General features: G+C 56.3%; 19 protein-coding genes. 11 read left to right on the top strand and 8 right to left on the bottom strand.

Annotated features, from left to right (window positions below; genetic code table 11):
- Window positions 1-130: 130 nt before the first annotated feature.
- Window positions 131-1,360, top strand: coding sequence for a glycerophosphodiester phosphodiesterase family protein (locus DSD30_RS04490; RefSeq protein WP_114008342.1), 1,230 nt, complete (start codon window positions 131-133; stop codon window positions 1,358-1,360).
- Window positions 1,361-1,386: 26 nt separating this feature from the next.
- Here the strand turns inward: DSD30_RS04490 and DSD30_RS04485 are convergent, their stop codons facing one another.
- The gene (locus DSD30_RS04485; RefSeq protein ID WP_114008341.1) at window positions 1,387-1,605 is read right to left on the bottom strand and encodes a DUF1737 domain-containing protein; all 219 of its coding nucleotides are present in this window, start codon (window positions 1,603-1,605) and stop codon (window positions 1,387-1,389) included.
- Window positions 1,602-2,495, bottom strand: coding sequence for an HpcH/HpaI aldolase/citrate lyase family protein (locus tag DSD30_RS04480; protein ID WP_198662814.1), 894 nt, complete (start codon window positions 2,493-2,495; stop codon window positions 1,602-1,604). Before DSD30_RS04480 ends, DSD30_RS04485 begins: the two co-directional genes overlap by 4 nt.
- A gap of 145 nt (window positions 2,496-2,640) precedes the next feature.
- Between DSD30_RS04480 and DSD30_RS04475 the strand changes: the two genes are divergently transcribed.
- The 4 genes from DSD30_RS04475 to DSD30_RS04460 all read left to right on the top strand — a co-directional run bounded on the left by DSD30_RS04475 (window position 2,641) and on the right by DSD30_RS04460 (window position 6,701).
- Entirely contained in the window at window positions 2,641-3,813 is a 1,173-nt protein-coding gene (locus DSD30_RS04475; RefSeq protein WP_114008340.1) for an NAD(P)/FAD-dependent oxidoreductase, read from the top strand.
- Between the two features lie 84 nt (window positions 3,814-3,897).
- Window positions 3,898-4,887 (top strand): pyridoxal kinase, encoded by a 990-nt coding sequence (pdxY, locus tag DSD30_RS04470; protein ID WP_245418351.1) that lies wholly within the window; start codon window positions 3,898-3,900, stop codon window positions 4,885-4,887.
- A 66-nt stretch (window positions 4,888-4,953) separates the two neighbouring features.
- Window positions 4,954-5,913, top strand: a complete 960-nt coding sequence (locus DSD30_RS04465; RefSeq protein ID WP_114008338.1) for a threonine/serine dehydratase — start codon at window positions 4,954-4,956, stop codon at window positions 5,911-5,913.
- Window positions 5,914-6,050: 137 nt separating this feature from the next.
- On the top strand, window positions 6,051-6,701 hold the full coding sequence (locus DSD30_RS04460; protein ID WP_114008337.1) for a carbonic anhydrase: 651 nt from the start codon (window positions 6,051-6,053) through the stop codon (window positions 6,699-6,701).
- Between the two features lie 97 nt (window positions 6,702-6,798).
- Here the strand turns inward: DSD30_RS04460 and DSD30_RS04455 are convergent, their stop codons facing one another.
- The 3 genes from DSD30_RS04455 to DSD30_RS04445 form a co-directional block, all read right to left on the bottom strand.
- Complete coding sequence (locus DSD30_RS04455; protein ID WP_157967560.1) at window positions 6,799-9,186, bottom strand: methyl-accepting chemotaxis protein; 2,388 nt, start codon at window positions 9,184-9,186, stop codon at window positions 6,799-6,801.
- 291 nt (window positions 9,187-9,477) lie between these two features.
- Entirely contained in the window at window positions 9,478-10,515 is a 1,038-nt protein-coding gene (locus DSD30_RS04450; RefSeq protein WP_114008335.1) for an aspartate-semialdehyde dehydrogenase, read from the bottom strand.
- 548 nt (window positions 10,516-11,063) lie between these two features.
- Window positions 11,064-12,674 (bottom strand): methyl-accepting chemotaxis protein, encoded by a 1,611-nt coding sequence (locus DSD30_RS04445; protein ID WP_198662813.1) that lies wholly within the window; start codon window positions 12,672-12,674, stop codon window positions 11,064-11,066.
- A gap of 734 nt (window positions 12,675-13,408) precedes the next feature.
- On the opposite strand from DSD30_RS04445, the gene DSD30_RS04440 reads away from it, so the two are divergent.
- From DSD30_RS04440 to leuB, 4 genes are all read left to right on the top strand, one after another.
- Window positions 13,409-13,681 (top strand): hypothetical protein, encoded by a 273-nt coding sequence (locus tag DSD30_RS04440; protein WP_114008333.1) that lies wholly within the window; start codon window positions 13,409-13,411, stop codon window positions 13,679-13,681.
- A 114-nt stretch (window positions 13,682-13,795) separates the two neighbouring features.
- Window positions 13,796-14,752 (top strand): N-acetyl-gamma-glutamyl-phosphate reductase, encoded by a 957-nt coding sequence (gene argC, locus DSD30_RS04435; protein ID WP_114008332.1) that lies wholly within the window; start codon window positions 13,796-13,798, stop codon window positions 14,750-14,752.
- A 69-nt stretch (window positions 14,753-14,821) separates the two neighbouring features.
- Window positions 14,822-15,427 (top strand): 3-isopropylmalate dehydratase small subunit, encoded by a 606-nt coding sequence (gene leuD / locus DSD30_RS04430; RefSeq protein ID WP_114008331.1) that lies wholly within the window; start codon window positions 14,822-14,824, stop codon window positions 15,425-15,427.
- A 444-nt stretch (window positions 15,428-15,871) separates the two neighbouring features.
- Complete coding sequence (gene leuB, locus DSD30_RS04420) at window positions 15,872-16,978, top strand: 3-isopropylmalate dehydrogenase (RefSeq protein WP_114008643.1); 1,107 nt, start codon at window positions 15,872-15,874, stop codon at window positions 16,976-16,978.
- Window positions 16,979-17,055: 77 nt separating this feature from the next.
- On the opposite strand, the gene DSD30_RS04415 is transcribed toward leuB, so the two are convergent.
- A complete protein-coding gene (locus tag DSD30_RS04415) occupies window positions 17,056-17,400 on the bottom strand; it encodes a hypothetical protein (protein WP_114008329.1) in 345 nt (114 codons plus the stop codon).
- A 164-nt stretch (window positions 17,401-17,564) separates the two neighbouring features.
- Window positions 17,565-18,809 carry an MFS transporter gene (locus DSD30_RS04410; RefSeq protein WP_114008328.1) on the bottom strand — a complete coding sequence of 415 codons (1,245 nt, stop codon included), beginning with the start codon at window positions 18,807-18,809 and terminating at the stop codon, window positions 17,565-17,567.
- A 157-nt stretch (window positions 18,810-18,966) separates the two neighbouring features.
- Here DSD30_RS04410 and DSD30_RS04405 point away from each other — a divergent pair, with 157 nt between their 5' ends.
- Together DSD30_RS04405 and DSD30_RS04400 are read left to right on the top strand one after the other, a co-directional pair.
- Entirely contained in the window at window positions 18,967-19,899 is a 933-nt protein-coding gene (locus DSD30_RS04405; protein WP_114008327.1) for a LysR family transcriptional regulator, read from the top strand.
- A gap of 102 nt (window positions 19,900-20,001) precedes the next feature.
- Entirely contained in the window at window positions 20,002-20,634 is a 633-nt protein-coding gene (locus DSD30_RS04400; protein ID WP_157967559.1) for a hypothetical protein, read from the top strand.
- A 52-nt stretch (window positions 20,635-20,686) separates the two neighbouring features.
- Here the strand turns inward: DSD30_RS04400 and DSD30_RS04395 are convergent, their stop codons facing one another.
- Window positions 20,687-21,292, bottom strand: coding sequence for a peroxidase-related enzyme (locus tag DSD30_RS04395; RefSeq protein WP_245418350.1), 606 nt, complete (start codon window positions 21,290-21,292; stop codon window positions 20,687-20,689).
- Between the last annotated feature and the right edge of the window lie 284 nt (window positions 21,293-21,576).

The raw sequence follows: 21,576 nt of genomic DNA, 5'->3' as shown, positions 1-21,576 counted from the left end.
AATGCGCTTGAAGAAACTATATTGCAGCGCAGCAATGCTGTCATTCAAACGTTAGGATGACAGGGTAACTCTGTCGGCTCCCGCTCAAACCGACAAACGGATTGATTCGCTCGCCCCATCTGAGGATTCCATGCTTTCCCATATTGCCCGACCGTTTATTGTATCTCTGGCCTTCATCGCCGCCCCGCTTGGTCTCGCTGACGCCGCCACCATCGGCCCGCGCCCCCTCTTCCTTGTCGACCAGATGAAGGACGGCCCGCTGAAGGACAAACTTGCGGCCTGTGTCAGCGAGATCGAGGCTGGCAAGATCCTCACCCCGCGCCTCTTTTCCATTGGCCATCGCGGCGCACCGTTGCAATTCCCCGAACATACGCTGGAAAGCTATAAGGCCGCCGCCCGCATGGGGGCAGGCATCATCGAATGCGACGTCACCTTCACCAAAGACAAACAGCTGGTCTGCCGCCACGCGCAAGATGACCTCCACACCACCACCAACATTCTGGCCACTGATCTCGCGGCCACCTGCGCCAAGCCCTTCAGCCCGGCAACCAGCGACAAGAAAGCCGCCGCACGATGCCTGACCGCCGACCTGACGCTCGCTGAATTCCGGCAACTCAACGGCAAGATGGATGCAGCCAACCCGCGCGCCACCGATGTTGATAGCTACATGTCTGCCACCGCCGACTGGCGCACCGATCTTTATGCCAATGCGGCGGGCACGCTGATGACACACAAGGAATCAATCGCCCTGCTCAAATCGCTGGGTTCGAAATTCACCCCGGAACTCAAAGCCCCTGCCGTCCCGATGCCCTTTGATGGCATGAGCCAAGCCGCCTATGCCCAGAAACTAATCGATGACTATAAGGAAGCAGGGGTTCCGCCGTCCGACGTCTGGCCGCAAAGCTTCAATCTCGATGACGTGCTTTACTGGATCGAGCATGAACCCGCCTTTGGCAAACAGGCCGTCTGGCTCGATGGCCGCTATGGCAAGGATATGGACATCATGGATGCCTCAACCTTTCAACCCTCGATGCAGGAGCTGAAAGAAATGGGCGTCCATTATCTCGCCCCACCGCTCTGGATGCTGGTCACCGCCAAGGATGGCAAAATCGTCCCCTCCACCTACGCGCGCGAAGCCAAGGCAGCAGGCCTCAAACTCATCGCATGGTCGCTGGAGCGTTCGGGCAATCTGGCAAAAGGCGGCGGTTGGTATTATCGCTCGGTCAATGATGTCATCACACAGGAAGGCGATGTCTATGCGCTTCTCAACGTGCTGGCCAACGACATCGGCGTTGCGGGCACCTTCTCCGACTGGCCCGCCACCACCACCTTCTTCGCCAATTGCATGGATCTGGAATAGGGGATCGCAAATAGAAAAAAGGGCGCTCAAAGCGCCCCTAATTTCACCTCGCGGCTATAGTCGAACGGCTCGACCTCTTTGACCACCGCTTGCCCGCATTTCATGATGCCTTCCTTGGCATCATAGGCATAGCTGGGCGAGCCATAGAGCTCCCACCCTTGAGACAGGGCTTCCGTCACCTTGTGGCAAAAGCCTGCATCATCGATGGCTGTGAGAAACCGATAGACTTTTTGTCTTTCACTCATGACTTCTGCTCATCCCGCTTGGCAATGGCATCGGCAATTTCGACGACCCGGCGGGCCATTTCCGCATGCAGACGTTCGACCATTTTGCCATTGATGGTCATCACATTCTTCGACTGATTTTCCGGAGCATCAAACGCGTCGATAATGGTCCGGCAGGAGGCGATTTCCTCCGCGCTTGGCGAGAAGATTCGATTGCAATCCTCGATCTGTTTGGGATGGATAATCGTCTTGCCATCCATACCCATCTGGGCGCCCTGTTCACACTCGGCTACGAAACCTTCCGCATCATTGAACTGGTTGAACACCCCGTCAAGGATGGTCAGATCCGACATCCGGGCAGCAGCCAGACATTGCATCAGCCACGGCATCATCGGCGCCCGGCCCGGCACCATAGCGGTGCGGGTTTCTTTCGACAAGTCATTGGTTCCCAACACAAAACAGGAAAGACGGCGTCCATGATATTCCTGCACCGCCCCGGCGATTTCCGCCGCCCGGATCATCGCACCGGGGGTTTCCATCATCGCCCAGATGCGCACAGCCTGATCGACGCCAGCATCATTGAGCTTGCGGCCAACCACATAGACATCTTCGGCACAATCCACCTTCGGCACCGCAATCGCGTCCGGCTTGGCGCTTGCGGCGGCCAACAGATCCGCCTCCCCCCATGGGGTATTCATGCCATTGATCCGGATCACCACTTCACGATGCCCGAAGCCGCCGGCCTTGACGGCCTCGACCACCTGATCGCGCGCCATCTCTTTTTGGTCAAGAGCGACCGAATCTTCCAGATCGAGCAGCAGCACATCGACATTCAGGTTGCGGGCTTTTTCAAGCGCCCTGGCGTTCGAGCCGGGCATGTAAAGGGCGGTACGACGTGGTCTGAAAGACATTGAATTTTCTCCGATCATCACGGCATTATGCAAGCGCGACAACATAAGCACCAAAGATGCAGGTCGCCACCCCCTTCCTTAGGCGAATCGTGCCATCCGGGGAAGGTGGTGTCCAACCAGAGTGGACAATTCAGAACGGAAAACAATGAAACAAGCAGATCTCGTCATCATCGGCGGAGCGATCATGGGTGCTTGCCTTGCCTATTTCCTCAAAAAGGATCTCGGCTTTGAAGGCTCGGTCATTGTGGTTGAAAAAGACCCCACCTATGCCAACTCCTCAACCACCTTGTCGGCGGCCTCGATCCGCCAACAATTCTCGACACCGGAAAATATCCAGCTGTCCCTGTTCGGTCGCCGCTTCATCGGTGAGTTGCAGGACCGCTTTGGCCCACAGGCCGATATCGGCTTTTGCGAAGACGGCTATCTGATTCTGGCAACCGAAGCAGGCCTTCCCATCCTGCAATCCAATCACGCGATCCAGATGGCCAATGGTGCGGACAATATTCTGCTCGACCCAGCTGCCATGAAAGCCCGCTTCCCCTGGCTCAATACAGACGATCTGGCCGCAGGCTGCTACGGTCAGTCCGGTGAGGGCTGGTTCGATGCCCATATGCTGCTTGATCTGGTCCGCAAAGGAGCCATTGCAGCGGGTGTCCATTTCATCAAGGGCGAAGTGGTCGGCCTTGAGAAGACCGGCAACCGCGTCAGTACCGTCACGCTGGCCTCGGGCGAACGCATCGCCTGCGGGGCGGTTGCCAATTGCGCAGGCCCACAAGCAGGAAAAGTTGCCGCCATGCTCGGCATCCCCCTGCCGATCGAAGCCCGCAAGCGGACCATCTTTGTCATCGACAATCCCAAGCCCCATCCGGGCATGCCCTTGATGGTGGACCCGTCCGGTGTCTATGTCCGACCCGAAGGCAACGTCTATATTTCGGGCGTCGGCCCCGGCGCAGAAATCGACACTGCCGTTGAACATGATGATCTCGATCCCCATTATGATTTGTTCGAGGAGGTCATCTGGCCAACCCTTTATGAGCGCATGCCGGGCTTTGATGCCATCAAGATGGTCAATGCATGGGCCGGGCATTATGAATATTGTACCCTCGACCAGAATGCAGTGATCGGCGCCCATCCGGAGATCGAGAATTTCTACTTCAATGCTGGCTATTCAGGTCACGGCCTGCAGCATGCCCCCGGTGCGGGGTTTGCCGTTGGAGAACTGTTTCTGCATGGCGAATATCGCTCGCTTGACCTCTCCATTTTCGGCTATGAAAGGGTTCTGGCTAACAAGCCGGTCAGGGAAATGAACATCATCTGACCCCGGACCAAGGACGAGCGGCGACAGCATCGAGCGTCGGAACCGGAACGGAGCCAGCACAAGACTCCGAGAGGGAACCTTTTCATGACAGGCACCAGCACGCAACCAAGAGGCCCGATGGCAGGCCAGACCCAACCGGACGCAAAGCCGGTGCTCGTCATCTCCTCCCACGTCATGGCTGGTGCAGTTGGCAACCGTGCTGCCTCCTTCGCCCTTGAGCGGTTGGGCTTCCCGGTCTGGGAAGTTCCGACCGTCATTCTGCCATGGCATCCCGGTCATGGTCCCTCAACCCGCAACACCATCGACGCCAACCTCTTTGCCCACAGCCTCGAGGATCTCGAACGCCATCCCGATTTTGCCAATCTAGGGGCACTGTTGAGCGGTTATATGGGCTCGGTCGCTCAGGTCGAGGCAGTCGCCAGACTTGTCGATGGGCTGAAGGCAAACAACCCGGACAGTCTCTATGTCTGCGATCCGGTGATGGGGGAGGAAAATGGCCTCTATATTGCCGAAGAGATTGCCACCGCCATTCGCGACCTGTTGATCCCGCGAGCCGACATCATCACCCCCAACCGGTTCGAGTTTAACTGGCTGACTGGTAAGGAAGCCCGCAACAATGCCGATCTGATCAACAATGCCAATCAACTGGGCTGTCCGACCACCCTGATCACCAGTGCCTTCCCGATGATGCGCAACGCCATCGCCAATCTGCTGATCGAAGCCCCCAAGCCGCTTGAAGAAACCGCGCAGGACGCGACCACTCAGGCACCGGAACCGGCCCGCTCTGACATTGCCATAATGGCCGAACATCCGATCATTCCGAACCCGCCCAACGGCACCGGCGATATGGTCGCCGCATTGTTTCTCGCCTACCGCCTGTCGGGCCAATCCGGCGAGCAGGCATTGAAGCGGGCGGCCAGCGGCATCCTCGAGGTCGTCTCTCGTTCGGTGCGCTCCGGCTATGCCGATCTGGAAGTTGCCCGCTTTGGCGACCGTTTCACTCATCCGATGGCGATGGTCCATATGCGCATGGTCAATGCCGCCCCCCGCCGGACGGTCTTGCGGCCCAATTGATTTGTGCTGTCCTGTGCTGTCCTGCACAGAGCCACCCGCCCTTTTCCCACCCAACAAGAGGTCATTATGACGGCTTTTCCCTCGACCGATGACATTCGCCATGCCCACGACCTGATCGCTTCCCACATCCGCAAGACACCGGTCTTTGCCATCGATGGAACCGAGCTTGGTCTTGCCGGGTCGGTCAGCCTAAAGCTCGAATTGTTGCAACATTCCGGCACCTTCAAGCCGCGCGGTGCCTTCTACAATCTGCTGAGCCGCGATGTGCCCGAGGCGGGTGTCGCCGCAGCCTCAGGCGGCAATCACGGCGCCGCTGTTGCCTATGCAGCCCGTAAGCTCGGCATCAAGGCGCGGATCTTCGTCCCCGACATTGCCAGCCCTGCCAAGATTGCCCGCATCCGCTCCTATGGTGCGGAGATTGTCGTCAAAGGCGAGCGCTATGCCGATGCTCTGGAGCTGTGCAGCGCCTATCAGACCGAGACAGGCGCCATCGGACTGCATGCCTATGACGGCTTTCATACCATTTGCGGACAGGGCACGCTGGGCCTCGAACTGGAGCAACAAATGGGGCCGGATCTGCCCGACACCCTGCTGGTGGCCGTTGGCGGCGGCGGTCTGATTTCCGGCATTGCCAGTTGGTTTGACAAGCGCGTCAAGGTGATTGGCGTTGAGCCGAACGCGGCTTCTGCCCTTGCACAAGCGCTCAAGGCAGGTGGCCCGGTCGATGTACCGGTTTCCGGCGTGGCCGCCGACAGCCTTGGTGCCAAACGCACCGGCGACATGGTCTATCAGGTGACCAGAGACAAGATCGATCATGTTTTGTGCCTTGAAGATGAGGCCATTCTCGAGGCTCAGAAAACCCTCTGGACCCGCCACCATCTGGCCACCGAAGCCGGAGGCGCCACAGCCTTTGCCGCGCTTCTGTCCGGTGCCTACAAACCGGAAACAAACGAACGGGTCGGCGTGGTGCTGTGCGGCTCGAATGTCGATCTCGACAAGCTGGCCACTCTGACCAGCCAAGAGTGAGCAGACAGCAAAAGCCCCTGCAATTGATCGGAGCTTGGCAAAATCCCGCTGTCGCCTCTTGATTTGACGGGCCTTTGGCACAAGATGCGTTCAGAGGAATCGATCAAAACAGAAAAACAAAATCGAAGAGAGCAAAGATGGCCCAACTACCAGAAAGACTGCTCGAAGGCTATGCCGCCTTCAAGAGTGGAAAATTCAAAAGCGACAGCCAGCGTTACGAGGAACTGCATGACGAGGGGCAGAAGCCGGACATCATGCTGATCGGCTGTTGCGACAGCCGTGCCACCCCTTCGGACATCTTCAATGCCGGACCTGGTGAAATGTTCGTCGTGCGCAACGTTGCCAATATCGTTCCCGCCCAGAATGAACAGATGGAAGGCTTGCATGGCACCGCAGCCGCGCTGGAATTTGCCGTCAATGCCCTCAAAGTCAAGCATATTGTCATTATGGGCCATGGCCGTTGCGGTGGTGTCGCGGCCTATATTTCCGAAGATATGGAGCCTTTGTCCGAGGGCAATTATATCGGCCAGTGGGCGGCCCAATTGGCACCGGCCGACAAGCCCGAGCGCCTTGCCGGCCTCAACCGCCCCGACCTCGATCATCAGGGCCTGCTGGAGCGCAGCTCGATCATGAAGTCGATTGAAAATCTGATGAGCTATGGTTTCGTTCGCGAAGCCGTGGTCCTTGGAACACTCGATCTGCATGGCGCCTGGTTCGACATCCGCCAAGGCCGCCTCGAATATTATGACCGTGACGACCGCTCCTTCAAGACGGTGGAAGAAGCCTGAGCACCGGCCAACCCAACAACAGACACAGAGTCAGCACAAGGCCCGTCGATTACAGCAATCGACGGGCCTTGCATCATTCATAATACGGGCAAAAAGGTTATCCCGCTTTGCGCAATGGGCTCTCCATTTGCGCCATTTCGCTGCTGAAACCCGCCTGATTGCCCTTGACCCAAACGGTGCGATACCGGTCTTCCTGCCCATCCTCACTTCGAACCGTCACCAAGGCGCCTTCGGTTAAATGGCTTGGAATATCGACCAGACTACAGCCCTGATTGGTGCGGTTGACCATGATGCACGCATGGTTCTGGCCATCAAGCACCAGCGTTACCGAGTCATTGACGGCCATCCGCAGGGCTTTGCGCCGCTCCTCAACATCCCGCGACACGTCACTCAGAAAGCCCTCGACCGACTCGGACAGACTCTGGGCCGTCTGGGTCAGACTTTCCGACACAGTGCGCACTTGCTCGGCCTGCTTGCTGGTCTCTTCGATGGCCTCGCTAACTCCTTCCACATTAACAGCCACCTGCGCGCTGCCTTCAGAGGCAAGGGCAATACTCTTGGAAATTTCCTGGGTCGCCGCATCCTGCTCCTCGGAAGAGGCCGCGATCGAAGCGGACATTTCATTGATTTCGCCAACGGCGCCCGCCATCAGGCCAATCGCATTCACCGCATCCTTGGTTGAAACCTGAATGGTGTCGATTTGCTTGGCAATCTCTTCCGTCGCCTTCGCGGTCTGTGTAGAGAGCTCCTTGACCTCGGCGGCCACGACAGCAAATCCCTTGCCGGCCTCACCCGCACGGGCCGCTTCGATGGTGGCATTGAGCGCCAACAAATTGGTCTGCTCTGCAATGGCCCGGATCATCTCAACCACTGCGCCCACTTGCTCAACCGTTCTGGCCAGCCCGGTCACTTCGCTTTCTGCTTGATCCGCGGTGCTGCGCAACTTGCCGACCACTTCATAGGTGCGTCCCGACTGATGGGCGATTTCGCGGATAGAGCCAGACAATTCCTCTGCAGCACTGGCCACCGTCTGCACATTGCCCGTGGCATTGCGGGTCGCGCTCGAGGCGTCAGATGCTTTCTGATTGGCCGATTGGGCCGCGTGCCTGAGGCTATCTGCCGAACTGACCATGGTATTGTTGCCATTCCGCATCGTTGCGATCACATCGGATATGGTGGCGCGGAAGCCCTCGACAATGGTGCTGATATGGTTTTGCCGTCTTTCTTCTCTCTGGCGCTCGGTCGCCTGCGACACCTCCAGCTCCCGGCGTTTCAGGGTATTGTCCCTGAAGACCGACAAGGCGCGGGTCATGTCACCGATCTCGTCGCTGCGATCCATGGCTTCCAGTTTCACATCCGGGTTGTCCCGTGCAAGGATCTTCATATCCACCAGCAGGGCATTCATTGGCTTGGTGATGCCGCGTGCCAAATAGAATCCGAGCAGACCGAGCACGACCACCAGCCCCAGAACCGCCAGCAAAATCGCATCGCGCATGGCAACCACAGGCTTGGAAAATTCCTCGACGCTGACCAAGGCGGCCACGACCCAACTCACCCCATGGAATTTCAGCGGCACTGCAAACAGCTTCATATCCATGGCGCGATAGCCGTGAATGATTTCCATCGCTTCATCGCCCCCCACAGCCTTGCGGATTGCCTCGGCGTCAATTTTGGTCTTGAGGAAACTATCGCCGTCAACGAAGGGAGAGTTGTTGCGCATCAGCAGATCTTCGCCGACCACGATAAACTCTCCTATTTTTCCCAAGGCCTCATGATCCTTGAGAATCTCGTCGGCCACGTTGGGCAACTGGAAAGCCAGAACCCCGGCCACCGTGCCGTCCGTGCCGTATACCGGCGTTGACAGAAAACTGGCTGGCGCTCCGCCGCTGGGGGCGAAGGGGGCAAAATCGAAAAAGGAAATCTGCCCTTTGCCGGACGCAACTGCCTTGCGATAGGCCTTGGCCAAATCGGTATCCTTCCAGCGCCCTGTCAGCAGGTTGGTACCAAAATCCGACTCCTTGTAGACCGTGTAGAGCAGATTGCCCTTCCCATCGAACAGGAACACATCATGAAGCTCATGGTGTGTCAGCAGATCGCGATACCAGGGATGATAGGTGCCATGAACCGCGTCATAGGCTGTGCCCGTCTCCGCCTTGTCGAGCCGGAGCTTCTGCGCATGGGGATTGTTGGCAACATACGCTGACTGCAGCTGATCCTCAGATGCGTCGCCCAATTCTTGCCAAGCGGCAGAAAAGGCGGCAAGCGCCTGACGGGTCTGCGGACTATTGGCCGTCAGCAGCAAGGTCCGGTCGATCTCGTTCAAACGATCCTGCACATGATTGCGCCGCTCAGTCGCCATCGTCTTCAAATTCGTGGCGACAATCGAACCGACAATATCACTGGTGAAGGTAAAGGCGAGAAACCCCAGCAAAATGGTCGACAGCAGAACACTGCCCAGCACCATCGCCGGTATTTTTTTGCTCAAACGGAGCGTCCCAAAGCTTGCCAACATTGCCAAAAACCTGTCTGGAGGAATTCATTGATTAACAATGTATGAAAGCGAAGTATGGTTAATAATAAGTTGCAACTAACATATAACTACGCAACTTTTATTTGTAAGGATTTCTACGACACACCTTGCAGAGCCACAATCGCTCTGGTTGATCGCTCCCATTGTCACTACAACTTATTGAGGCATAACAAAAAACCGGCCTGTCATCAGACAGACCGGTTTGAATTTTCATGCATGTGGAAAAAAGCACGTCTTGCGTGTGGATCAACCGCGTGGCTTCACGAGCCCTTTGTTGACCAGCGTCTCGGCGATCTGCACCGTGTTCAGCGCAGCGCCCTTGCGCAGATTGTCCGAAACAACCCAGATATTCAGGCCATTCTCAACTGTGGAATCCTCACGGATACGGGAGATGTAGGTCGCATCTTCACCAGCCGCTTCGACCGGAGTGATGTAGCCGCCATCTTCGCGCTTGTCGATGACCAGACAGCCTGGAGCCTCACGCAGAATATCGCGGGCTTCATCAGCCGAAAGCGGCTGTTCGAATTCCAGATTGACGGCTTCGGCGTGGGACACGAAAACCGGCACGCGCACAGCGGTGCAGGTGACCTTGATATTCGGATCAAGCATCTTCTTGGTTTCGGCAACAACCTTCCACTCTTCCTTGGTGGAACCGTCATCCATGAAGACGTCAATATGCGGGATCACATTGAAGGCCATCCGCTTGGTGAATTTTTTTGGCTCGATCGGATCGGACACGAAGACCGCACGGGTCTGGGTGAACAGCTCGTCCATGGCTTCCTTGCCAGCGCCGGAAACGGACTGGTAGGTGGCAACAACCGCACGCTTGATGGTGGCCTTGTCATGCAGGGGCTTGAGGGCGACCAGCAACTGGGCGGTGGAACAGTTCGGGTTGGCGATGATATTGATGCGCTTCTCGTCGGCAATCCAGCTTTCCAGAACATGGGCGTTGACTTCCGGCACGATCAGCGGAATGCGCTCGTCATAGCGCCACTGGGAGCTGTTATCGATGACGATGCAGCCCTGTGCGGCGATCTTTGGCGACCATTCTTTGGACAGCGAACCGCCAGCCGACATCAAACAGAAATCGGTGTCGGAAAAATCATAATGATCGAGCACCTGACATTTCAGGATTTTATCACCGAAGGACACTTCCTTGCCCTTGGAACGGCTGGACGCCAGCGCGACCACTTCATCCGCCGGGAACCCGCGCTCGGAGAGAATGTCGAGCATCTCACGACCAACATTGCCCGTGGCGCCTACGACTGCAACTTTATAACCCATTTGTCTTGATCTCCTGATCCAGCGCTCCCCCAAGTTTGTCCGCCGTCATGCTCACTGTGGCTTTGACAGGCGGCCCTGCTCCCCTCACAGCCCTGGGGGAAGCAGTCAGGGAACGAGAGGGGCTTCAAATCTTGGTGGTAGTCTTGATTGTAGTCGGAATGAGCGCAGCAATGATGAAAGCGCCGGTCATGGACCCTGCGTTCTTTGTCTTCATCATCTTTGTTTCGGCAACAAATGGCATGCTCAAACCCAGTTTTGGCGCATAATGCGCAACCCTCTCGGATCGTTTATGGGTTTTGCTGCAACTGGGCAGTCAAGTCAAGACCAAATCCGCGTGAACCGGTTATTTGTTCCTTTTGGCCGCCTCGCGCGCATCGCCTTGCCGATTGACGGCCTTGTGCCCTGATCAGCTCCCAAAGAGGCCCTGCAGGCCTAGAGGGGGTGAAAATCATGTCAGATGCAATGGCCGGACAATCCCCGCCCAATCAAGCAACAAAAAGGGCGGGGTTCGAGCCCGCCCTTCTGCAATTGCATGACCTGTCGGCAGCTTATGCGCTGGCCACCTTATCAAGGAACCGGTCGACGGTCCTGGTCAGCCCTTCGGCACATTCATTGACGTCCGCAGAAACAGAGTTGACTTCATCGACCGCACTGCGTGTCTGGGTCGCGGCACCGGACACGACCTCAATGTCTTGGCTAACGGCGGAGGTGCCTTGCGAGGCCTCCTGAATTGACGCCGCGATTTCGTTGGTCGCCAGATTCTGCTGCTCCACGGCTTCCGAAATGGAAGCGGTAAAGACATTCACCTTCTCGATGGTGGTGCCGATGATTTCGATCGACTGAACCGCTTCATGGGTCTCGTTCTGAATGGTCGAGATCTGCTGGCTGATCTGCTCGGTCGCCTTGGAGGTCTGGTTGGCCAGTTCCTTCACTTCGGCGGCAACGACAGCAAAGCCCTTGCCCATTTCACCGGCCCGTGCCGCTTCAATCGTGGCGTTCAATGCCAGCAGGTTGGTCTGTTCAGCGATGTCCCGGATCAGGCTGACCACATCGCCGATCTGTTGTGCGGCGGCATCCAGACTGCCGACACGTTCATTGGCAGCGCCCGTGGTCACCATGGCATCATTGACGGCGCTGGTTGCCTGCTCGACCTGACGGCCGATTTCACCAATCGAGGCCACGAATTCCTCACTGGCAGCCGCCACGGTCTGAACATTGGAAGATGCCAGAGACGCCGCGCTCAGCGCCTGATCCGACCGTTCTGCGGTCGATTGCGACAGCTGGGTCAGACTGCTGGCCGTGCTGCGCAGACGATCCATCTGCTGGGTGACCACCTGCAGCTCGCGACGGGACTCGGTGCGAAAATTCTCAATCAGACTGTCGATCTGAGCCTGCCGTTCCGCCTGACCGGTTTGATCAAGCTGCTGCTGCTCCGCCAGCTGTTTGCGTTCAGCATTCATGTCACGGAAGGTCTTCACAGCCTGCGCCATTTCCCCAAGCTCATCCTGACGATCTTCGGCGGGAACTTCATTGATTGGTTCATTATTGGCCAGACGCAACATTGCGCGCTTCAACGACCCCATGGGCTTGAGGATCGAGCGCAGCGTGTACCAGGCGACCGCCAGACCAATCAGCATGATGATTGCACCGATCAAAAGAGCCGTCCGCGTATTGTTCCACAGGATGGCCTGCAGATCATCCGTATAGACGCCCGTGCCGATAACCCAGCCCCAGGGCGCAAAGCCCTTGACGTAGGAGAGCTTGTCGACAGGCTCTTCCTGCCCCGGTTTGGGCCAAAGATAGCCGACAAAGCCAGCGCCATTTGCCTTGACTGTTTTGACAAAGGCCGGGAAAATCCGAACACCATTGGCATCTTTCAGGTCGGTCAGATCCTTGCCATCGAGCGCGGGTTTGACCGAATGCATCACAACGACATTGTCCATATCGTTGATCCAGAAATATTCCTGCCCCCGATAGCGCATGGCCTTGACGGCGGACTTGGTGGCTTCCTTGGCCTCCAGCTCGCTTATCTCACCCGCCTTGAAGGCGTCATATTTGGACTGGGCGATATGGACAGCCACATCAACCAGACTTTTCAATTCCGCTGCTTTCTGATCCGACAGGTTCGTCGCTGCATTCTGATTGAGCGTGAAAACCATCCCGGAGATTCCAATCAGGAAAACCGCGACCAGGAGATACAGTCTCTTTGCAATAGTGAAGCGCATTGTGTCTTTTCCGACTTTTGCACGCCTGCTTCATTCAAGTCGCCAGATCTAAGTCCTCACATCGACGGAACGACCGTTTGAAGCAAGCGCAATTGTTCCCTTTTTCAGAAATATTTCTCTGAAACGCTCTACATCCTGCTTCTATTGTAACTAATCTTGATTTTTTACTGCTTAACGCCGCGACTATTACAAACTTCGCCCTAAAAAAATAATTCTATAAAAATCAACAAAATCGATTAAAAGTGATCAAAAATCTCATTAAAATTACCACTGACGGAATTTCATTCCGGCCGCCGTAAAGTTGCAAATATTCGACTGAAGTCAACCAGAAGGTCTTTCCTAATATTAGATGGTTTTGGTCAAAACTAAAATACAACGCACCAAGCTGTCACCTTCGGCTACATCAGAGCTGCCTAATACTTTTGATTAACAACACAATCGAAACCAGTTTCGACGTCGTTTTTATTCGAAACTCGCCGCGTGTCGGCAAAGAATAGGACTCGGGATCGCCAGTTTGTTTATGGTATCAGGCAATGGGCTTGCCCAAAAACGGGCCGCCAGAAGAACAGGTAATTGTAGAAACAAAGCAGGCAAAGTTTCCTTTTTGCCCCGCTCCTTTTGTCGCCTATCGCTTGATTGCTGCAGAAAAAACAGGTTAAACAGCAAACATGACAAAAAAGACGAAACAATCACGTGAGAGCCAGGACGAGGCGCGGCGGATGGAAGCCGAACGCACCTTGAAGCGCGTCGACATGGATTCAGAGGCCATCGGCACCTCGACACTGGCCCGCGCAGCAGGCCGTGCCAAGGGGCATCTGGGTGGCAGCGACGTCGACCCCAACGATCCAATCGAGTTGTGGGGCACCCGCATCGGACGCAGCGCTGGCGCAATATTTGCAATTATTCTTGTGCTGTGGCTAATCAGTCATTTCACACGATGACAAGCCAGCCCCTTTGATGTATGGAGGGGCAATCGATGGGCTGTCCCCTTTTCATCACCGGGGCTATCCCTTCATATGACAAGACAATTCAGAACCAAGTCGGACAAGGAACAAATGGTCGCAAAACTCTTTATCGATGGCGAAGTTGGCACAACGGGACTGCAAATCCGGACCCGCCTTGAAGGTCGCAACGACATCAAGTTTTTGCGCCTGCCGGACAATCTGCGCAAGGATGCAGAGGCCCGCGCCCAGATGCTGAATGAGGCCGACATTGCCATTCTCTGCCTGCCCGATGCGGCAGCGATCGAGGCCGTCAGCCTGATCGAGAACAAAGACACCCGCGTCATCGATGCCTCCTCAGCCCACCGGACCGCCGAAGGCTGGACCTATGGCTTTGCCGAACTGAGCAAAGGCCAGCGCGCCGCCATCGCCGAGGCCAAACGGGTTTCCAATCCCGGTTGCTACCCGCAAGGCTATCTCGCCATCATCCGGCCTCTGGTCGAGGCTGGTCTGATCCCGGCCAATTTCCCCGCCACGCTCAATGCCATTTCGGGCTATTCGGGCGGTGGCAAGGGCATGATTGCCGACTATGAAAGCGACGAAAACCCGATCAAGGTGCCTTACTGGCCCTATGGCCTGACGCTGGCGCACAAACATGTGCCGGAAATGCAAGCCTATTCCGGTCTTGAGCATCCTCCGGTCTTTCAGCCAGCGGTCGGCACCTATGCACAAGGCATGATCGGTGCCATCCCGCTCAATCTCTGGGCGCTCGACAGTCAGCCGAAATTGGCCGACCTGCATGCCTGCCTCGCAGATCGCTATGCGGACGAGATCTTCGTCAAGGTCGCCCCGCTCGAAGCCGCGGGCAAGCTGGACGCCATCACGCCGGAACATCTCAACGGCACCAACTCCCTACATCTCCATGTTCATGGCAATGACGAGATCGGACAGGCAGTCCTGCTCGCCGTTTATGACAATCTGGGCAAGGGCGCATCAGGGGCTGCCGTGCAGAATATGAACATCATGATGGGAATCGACGAGACCACCGGCCTCGACATCGCCCCCCTCTGACCCATACTGAAAACAGACGACGGACGTCCAAGGACCAAACCCGGACCGTTTTAAAGGATCGATTGAAAGATGGAAAAATTCACCACTTTGACCGCGGTTGCCGCACCGATGCCCCTGATCAATATCGACACCGACATGATCATTCCGAAACAGTTCCTCAAGACCATCAAGCGCTCCGGCCTCGGCGTCAATCTGTTCAGCGAAATGCGTTACAATGAGGACGGCTCCGAGAATACCGACTTCGTCCTCAATCAGGACGCCTATCGCAACGCCCAGATCCTTGTGGCTGGTGACAATTTTGGCTGTGGTTCGTCCCGTGAGCATGCCCCTTGGGCCCTGCTTGATTTCGGAATCAAATGCGTGATCTCCACCAGCTTTGCCGACATCTTCTACAACAACACCTTCAAGAACGGCATCCTGCCGATCATCGTCAATGAAGAAGACCATGCCAAGCTGCTGGACGACGCCTCGCGCGGTGCCAACGCCACTCTGACTATCGATCTGGAAAATCAGGTCATCAAGGGCCCGGACGGTGGTGAGATCGCTTTTGAGGTGGATCCATTCAAAAAGAAATGCCTGATCGAAGGCCTCGACGATATCGGCCTGTCGATGGAAAAAATCGGCAATGTCGACAAGTTCGAAAAAGGCATGGAAGCAGAGCGCCCTTGGGTCTAGAGAATTTGGCTGTGCCAAATTCTCTGCATAGTTGCAGCATTCTCCGCCCCATCAGCGGCAGGTGATTTCCTATAGGAAAACACCGAGAGCTTGACCCAGCGTTTCGCTCCGCGAAACGCATAGCAATGGTACCCCACCCACAGGACCATCAGCGTCAGGTGATTTCCGACAGGAAAACACCGAGAGCCCCAGCCCATCAGCGACAGGTGTTTCCCACCGGGAAACACCGAGAGCCTGAAGAACACCATGATAGCCGGGCCAACCGCCCGGCTTTTTCATACCCCAAGCGCCTCCAAAGGGTCGCAGCTTTGGTTTCTTGCCCCTTTGCCCTTGCATTCAGCGCTTTTGGGTATTAATCGACTGATCAACGAACTTTTCCTTTTCGATCCTTGCGCAAAGCTGCTTGCGATCGCTCCACCCATTACCCAACAAGGGACAAGACCTATGGCACATCAGCTGTTTCTTCTGCCGGGCGACGGCATCGGCCCTGAAATCATGAACGAAGTGAAGGCAATCATCGACTGGATGAATGCCAATCTTGATGTGTCCTTTGAGTGCGACGAAGGCCTTGTTGGTGGTTCTGCCTATGACGCCCACGGCGTTGCCATCTCCGAAGAAGACATGGCCAAAGCCATGGCAGCCGACGCTGTGATCTTTGGCGCCGTTGGTGGCCCCAAATGGGCTGACGTGCCTTATTTTGCACGTCCAGAAGCCGGTCTTCTGCGCCTGCGCAAGGATATGGGCCTGTTTGCCAACCTGCGCCCAGCCATCTGCTTCCCGGCACTGGCCGATGCCTCTTCACTGAAAAAGGATCTGGTCGAAGGCCTCGACATCCTCATCGTGCGTGAGCTGACCGGCGGCGTCTATTTTGGTGAGCCAAAAGAAATCGTCACGTTGGAAGATGGCCAGCAGCGCGCGGTTGACACCCAGCTCTATACCACAAGCGAAATCGAGCGCATCACCCGCGTTGCTTTCGATCTGGCCAAAACCCGCTCTAACCGTGTGGCCTCTGCCGAGAAGCACAATGTGATGCGCTCTGGCGTGCTTTGGAAACAGGTCGTCTCAAAAATCGGTGCGGAAGAATATCCAGACACCCCGCTTGAGCATGTGCTGGCCGATAACTGCGCCATGCAGTTGGTTCGCTATCCAAAACAATATGACGTCATCGTCTGCGACAACCTGTTTGGCGACATCCTGTCCGATGTGGCCGCCATGCTGACCGGCTCGCTTGGCATGTTGCCATCCGCCTCTCTTGGGGCGCCTGATGCCGAAACCGGCAAACGCAAGGCGATGTATGAGCCAGTGCATGGCTCCGCGCCGGACATTGCCGGCAAAGGCATTGCCAACCCGATCGCCATGATCGCTTCCTTCTCGATGGCCCTGCGTTACAGCTTCGAAATGATAAAAGAAGCCGAAATGCTCGACGCAGCCGTTGCCAAGGTTCTGGAAAAAGGCCTGCGCACCGGTGACATCGCCAAAGAAGGCGACACGGTCGTCACCACCAAAGAAATGGGCGCAGCCGTCATTGAAGAGCTGAAAGCTCTGGCATAAGCAAAGACTTTTAAAGCTAGAAAAGAGAAAAGGCCGGGTCGCATGATCCGGCCTTTTTCATGCGTCAAATCCTGTCCTCAGGGCGAACAGGGATCGCTCAAAGGCCAATAGTCTAGAATACCGGGCAACCTGACTTCATCCTTGAACCACTCGGGTTCATCGACTGCCATGATAACCATCGGCACCGGAGCCTTGTGCAACAAACGCCCGTCCGAACAGGTCAGCTCAATCCGCCCCGGCGCATCACTGCCGCCACCGCCCGGCAAGGCAAATGACATCACATAGCGATAGACGGTGACGACGTAGCGGCCGTCCGGGCTGGTGAAGGTTTTGAAGACACTGCCTTTCGGCTCGCTTGGATAGAAAAACCAAATCAACATGCCGACAAGAGGTGCCGCCAACAAGAGACGTAATTTTCGCATTCTATGCCTGTTTCGAGAAAAGGGAACCACGCACACAATCAGGTGGCAGGGCATCAAGGCAGAAGGATGGCAAAAGCAGGAACGGTAAAAGCCGGGCGGCGAACCGTCCGGCCTTTGTGTCGTCTCCTGCCATGGAGAAAAGAAACTCTGTTGTCGCGATGCCCTCAGGAAGGCCGTCCGACCCGACTGGATACCGTCAGCGCCATCAGCGCCAGACAGGCCGTGAGGCCCGCCAGGCCGCTCCAGCCTGACAAATGCCAGAACCAGCCACCCAGATAGCCAATGAAACTTGCCCCGACATAATAGAACAGCAGATAGAGCGAAGAGGCGTGCCCTTTGTTGCCTTCAGCCGCCAAGCCCACCGCGCCACTGACCACCGAATGACCAACAAAGAACCCCGTGGTGATCAGCCCGACGCCAACACAAATCAGCACCAACGGTTGGAACAAGGTCACGCCAAGCCCCATAAGGGTCAGACTGAAGGCTGCCATAAGAAGCTTGCGTTGCCCGAAGCGGGCAATCAGGGTGCCGGAGACCGACGACGACAGCGTACCGATCAAATAGAGCAGAAAGATCAAACTGACCGCAAAGGGCCCCATATGATAGGGCGCTTCAAACAGCCGGAAGCTGAGATAATTATAGACGGTCGAAAAGACCCCGGTCAGGCAAAAGCCAATCAGATAAAGCCGCATCAAGGACGGATTGCGCAAATGGGCGCGCCATGCGGACAGATGGAAAGTCAGGCTCGCATCATTTCTTTTTTCGAAATGCGTTGAAGGCGGCAGCAAAAAGGCAAAACCGAGCGCGGCAAGAGTGGTCAAAACCCCCATCACCTGCAGAGCCTCCTGCCAGCTGACAAATTCGGTCATCAACCCAAGGCCGACCCGGCCCAGCATCGCGCCAAACGCCGTACCGCCGACATAGATTCCCATCGCCTTGGGCAAATCATCCGGGTGGATTTCTTCTGCCAGATAGGCCATTGCCACGGCAGGCAAACCACCAAGCGCCAGCCCTTCAAAGGCCCGAGCAATCAGTAAGCCATGCCAGCCCGGCGCGATGGCCGCAGCCATATTAAGGGCCGACGCCAGCAACATCGACGTCAGCATCACCCCCTTGCGGCCCAATTGCTGCGACACGGCCCCAAGCACCATGATCGACAGCGCCAGACAGGCCAGACAGAGCGACAAAGCCAGCGAGCTGGTGGCCGGAGTAACATGAAAATGTTCGGCAAACATCGGCAGCAGGGGTTGAACGCAATAAAGCAGGGCAAAGGTGTTGAACCCGGCCAGAAATAGAGCGCAAGCCACTTTTGTGAAAGAGCGCGTTCCCTGCCGGATGAACGGCTGAGGCTCAGGAGATGAAACAAAAGACTTGGCAGCAGGGAGCGTTGCTGCGGCGGCATTGGGCATTACACTTATCCTGTATGTGTGGATTTCCACCTATATCGGATGAGTTCCAATTTATCTAATATATGATACTGCCTTTCTTGATATTTATTTTATATGGATATCCCGATTTCAAACGGAGAAAGGGCAACATCCGCCATCAGCCCAAGGGAGCCAATTGATGGAACTGCGCCATATTCGCTATTTTCTGGCGGTGGCCGAGGAGAAGAATTTCACCCGCGCCGCAGCACGTGTTGGCATTGCCCAACCCCCGTTGAGCCAACAGATCAAGGATCTTGAGCGCGAGGTCGGCAGTGCGCTTTTCTATCGCATGCCCCATGGGGCCGAGATGACCGCCGCAGGCAAAGCCTTCCTTGAACAGGTCCATAACCTTCCCTCTCAGGCAGAGCAGGCGCTCGAAGCCGCCCGCCGCGCCGCCCGTGGTGAGACAGGCACTCTCAATCTCGGCATCACCGGCGCATCAGCCCTCAACCCGATTGTCTCACGCCTGATCCGCACCTTCCGGCGCGACTTTCCCGATGTGATGTTCCGCGTCAAGGAAAGCCACTCAACCCAATTGCGCGAGGATTTGGAAAAGGGCGACCTTGATGTGGCGATCCTGCGCCCCAGCGATCAGGATCCGCCCAGTATCACCACCCATCAACTCGACAGCGAAGCGCTGATTGCCGCCATGTCCCGCAGCCGTGATCCGGCCCCCGACGCAGAGGCAATCGATTTGCTGCTGCTCAAGGATACGCCCCTCATTCTGACGCCACCGATTGTCGGCCTGATCCTGCATGATTCGGCGATTCTTGCCTGTCAGAAAGCCGGGTTCGAGCCGATCATCGGTCAGGCCGCCCCACAGATTGCCTCGATCATGAGCATGGTTGCCGCAGATCTCGGCTTCTCACTGGTGCCCGATTGCATGCGCCAACTCGCCCTTGAGGATATCGTCTACAAGCGTCTGCACCATCCGAATATTCAGGTCAACATTGCCTGCGCGATTCTGCGAGACAATCGCTCGCCCACAGCGCAGGCCTTTACCAAACTGGCCCGCCGACTGCGTGCCGGGCATCTGGCATGGGCGCAAGATCAAAATCCAGTTTCTTCGTGACAGATCGGCAGATACGCGCTCTAATGTCCCTATTGCTCATTGCCCATGCGAACAAGGCCAGCCTTGCCATTGGGACCCATTGCCTGAAGAGATCCGGTTCAGATGACATCTATATTGCCCACCCTATTGACTGCCACAACAGCCCTGCTCGCCCTCACTAGCACCGCGTCCACCCAATCCGGGGATGACCCGATGGCACTGCAACGCTGCATCTGGTCTTGCCTTGCCAATTCGCCCGGCGCCACCAGCCCGAAATATCACGCCTGCGTCGAACGCAACTGCAATGAAACGCAGGACCAACCGGCCGAACCCATCCAGCGCGGGCAAAGAGGTCACTGGAGTATTTACAAATTATCGATTGACGAGCCGCCCTATTATGACGGCTATGCGGCCAACACCGAGAGTCGCAACGGCAAACTGGCTCTAAGCTATGTCTGCGGTAAAGGTGGAGACCGATATATCTCCATGGCAGGTCGTCGGATCGACAGGCTGGCACTGGATTGGGCCGACCCCAAGCCGGTCACCTTCTCCTTTGATGGCCATCCCCCTTTGACTCTGGAAATGGGCGAATATGAAGGCGCGCTGATCACTGACATGCTTTCGCGCGATGCTCTATTGATCAGCCTGCTGCAAAGCGCCAACCGTCTCAATGTCCGCTTCGCTCGGCAATTCGAGACCTTCTCGCTCAAAGGGTCGTCATGGGCAATGAAGATCGCGCTCGATTATTGCCGTTAGACCGCGGCCCGGCCTGCCAACCGGCAGACCGGACAGAAAATTGCAATAAACCTTAGCGATCCTGACCGTGATAGCCATCATTGGGGGTCATGTCGCTGGCAATTGCCACCCGGTTCGACATGTTGAAGAAACCGGTGACATTGGCGATGTCCCAGATATCACGGTCCGAGAAACCGACCGCGGTGAGCGTGGCGCGGTCCTCGCCGGTCACCTTTTCTGGCGTCTCGGTCAACTTCGCGGCATAATCAAGCATCACCCGATGGCGGTTTGACAGGTCTGCAGCGCGATAATTCATCACCATCAGTTCTCCCAACAGCGGATCGCCAGACAGCTGCCGCACCGCTTGCCCATGGGCCACAAGGCAGTAGAAACAGCGGTTGATCGAGGAAACCACCACCGCGATCATTTCCCGCTCCAGCTTGCTCAGTCCGCTCTCATCCAGCATCAGATTGTTGTAAAGCTGCGAAAAGGCGCGAAATTTCGCTTCATCAAAGCTGTAGGCCTGAAGCACATTGGGCACCATGCCGAGCTTTTCTGCGCAAATGGCAAAATAGTTACCGATATCGTCCGGCATCGGATCCATTGGCGGCAAATCAAGCGCCGTGACAGCCTTTCCCGCCTGTTTGACCGGCTCCCGGCCCTCTTTCAATTCAGTCATCTTTCCTCCCATGGAAATGTCGGGCATGATCCTGAACGGATCTTGTTTGTTCGGCCCGCGCTCCCCACGTCATACTGAAGCCTTGGGTCACAGGCTTCAAGAGCAGGAACATTCCGACATTCGTCCAAACAGGGGGATAATTTCCCGTCCCTAGCCGGGACGGAAAGAACAGATGTCATCCACAAGTCTTTTCGGTGAACAATTGCAATTTCTCGCTCAAGAAATTTTTACGTCAGTGTTTGACCAACATTTACCCTGATAGGTTTATGGTTATCGTGAAAGAC

The sequence above is a fragment of the Cohaesibacter intestini genome (assembly GCF_003324485.1).
Classification (GTDB): Bacteria; Pseudomonadota; Alphaproteobacteria; order Rhizobiales; family Cohaesibacteraceae; genus Cohaesibacter; species Cohaesibacter intestini.
Note: the sequence above shows the minus strand (reverse complement) of the source record. Positions and strands in the feature narration are given on the sequence as shown.